This is a genomic window from Sulfurovum sp. bin170 (genome assembly GCF_010892395.1).
Lineage (GTDB): Bacteria > Campylobacterota > Campylobacteria > Campylobacterales > Sulfurovaceae > UBA1140.
This window is the reverse complement of the sequence record NZ_JAACKB010000056.1, coordinates 1-1,891: the sequence shown is the minus strand read 5'-3', so window position 1 is coordinate 1,891 and position 1,891 is coordinate 1. Positions and strand designations below refer to the sequence as shown.

Sequence of the window (1,891 nt, the reverse complement as noted above, 5' to 3'; positions counted from 1 at the left end):
TATCTCTGTATTTCAATACAAAATTGACTGGAAAACAGATATAGATGCCAAGCCATTTGTAGATATGATAGTAGGTGTCAATGGTGCTGGAAAAACAACGACAATCGCCAAACTAGCTGCATACCAACAGAAAAATGGTAAAAAAGTTATCCTTGGGGCAAGTGATACTTTCCGTGCAGCAGCGATAGAACAACTAACAAGATGGGCAAAAAGATTAAACATACCAATAGTTGCAACAAGACAAGGACATGACCCCTCAGCAGTGGTATATGACACTATCAGCTCGGCAATGTCAAAAGATATAGACCATGTACTTATAGATACAGCAGGAAGACTACATACACAGACCAATCTAGGTGAAGAGCTGAAAAAGATGGTAAGAATAGCAGGAAAAGCGATGGAGGGAGCTCCACACCGTAAAATACTTATTTTAGATGGTACTCAAGGAAGCTCAAGCATCAATCAAGCCAAAGCCTTCAACGAAATGATAGGAATAGATGGTATAATAATTACAAAGCTTGATGGAACAGCTAAAGGTGGTTCAGTGTTATCAATCGCTCATGAACTTCAGATGCCAATCTACTATATAGGAACAGGAGAACAACCCGATGACCTCATACAGTTCAAAGCAGACGATTATGTCAATACTATTTTAGATGAGATTTTTATTTAAACTACTAACCCCTATTATAGTCTTACTGTTTATAGCTCTCTCTCTACTATTATTGGAAGAGAGGAGAGTTTTTGATATAAGAACATTAGCTCAAATTGACCCTATCCCTAAAACGGAACAGCTTATCAAAGAGAAAAAATATGCAGATGCACATGAATATCTCTCCTACTTCATGGAGTACAGTTATGTCAACCAAAATCCAAAAGCAGTAACACTTTTAGCAGATATAGATAAAATACGAGCTAGTTATTCTTATAGAAAAGATAAATTTTTTGAAGGGGTCACAAAAGGTAAAAGCGATGAGGATATTGGAAAAGTCTCAGCCATCATCTCAGATTTTTTAATTATCGGTGATATTCGAGACCTAACCATAGCAGGAACAAACTACGCCAATGGTAAAGAGGTAGACAAAACTATAGTAGCACTCTCATCATTGGGAATATTGGCATCTGCATCAACTCTCTATTCACTAGGAGCCACTGCACCTGTCAAAAGTTCTATATCTGTTCTAAAATTTGGCAAACGAGCAGGTAAAATCCCACCTTGGCTAAACAAACAGATAATTAGACAAGCAAAAATATCTACAGATACAAAATCTATAAGCAATATACAAAAACTACTTGAACCTATTCACAATCTATACGAAAAAATGGGTCTGAATCAAACACTAAACTTAGTCAAAAGAACCAAAAACTTTGATGAACTAAAAGGAATGGTCAAGCTATCAAGTAGATTTGGCAAAAAAAGCAATATACTACTCCAAAACGGTGGAGCAAAATCTCTAAAACTAATAAAAGAGATGCCAAATGTCAAAAATGCCAATCTGCTCTACGCCTCAACCTACGGTTCAAGAGGAATTACTGCAATAAAAAAGATGGGTCAGAGCAAATTTATGAGTAGAATGAAGTTTACAGCAAACCTTGCAAAAACAGGTTATAAAGGAAACTTCAACTCTCTCTTTACTAAACTTTTGAATACAATCCCCACAAAAGTTCTTTTTGGTATCGCTTTTTTAGGGCTTTTTTATTTTCTGTATAAATTCTCTTTTTTGGTTCGGAGGGTTTATTCGTCGTCTTAATACCTTGTTCTATTTATTTGTAAAATTCAATAGACATCTTTCAAAACTAGGAACCGATGGCTTTAGCCCAATGCCAATGAATTAGCGAGGCTGAAGCCATCGTTTCCTTATATGCAATTTGCATTTTCGGAATCGGCGTG

2 protein-coding genes are annotated in these 1,891 nt (G+C 36.1%); both read left to right on the top strand.

The window, feature by feature from the left end; translation table 11 throughout:
• On the top strand, positions 1–673 hold a 673-nt coding region (gene ftsY / locus GSY74_RS01275), incomplete at its 5' end, for a signal recognition particle-docking protein FtsY (RefSeq protein ID WP_164663289.1).
• Positions 657–1,751 carry a hypothetical protein gene (locus GSY74_RS01270; RefSeq protein ID WP_164663288.1) on the top strand — a complete coding sequence of 365 codons (1,095 nt, stop codon included), beginning with the start codon at positions 657–659 and terminating at the stop codon, positions 1,749–1,751. The genes ftsY and GSY74_RS01270, both read left to right, overlap by 17 nt.
• Positions 1,752–1,891: the final 140 nt, after the last annotated feature.

Excerpts from the sequence above, each read along its gene's own strand:
- GSY74_RS01270 (WP_164663288.1), top strand. The coding sequence starts at position 657 with ATGAGATTTTTATTTAAACTACTAACCCCTATTATAGTCTTACTGTTT.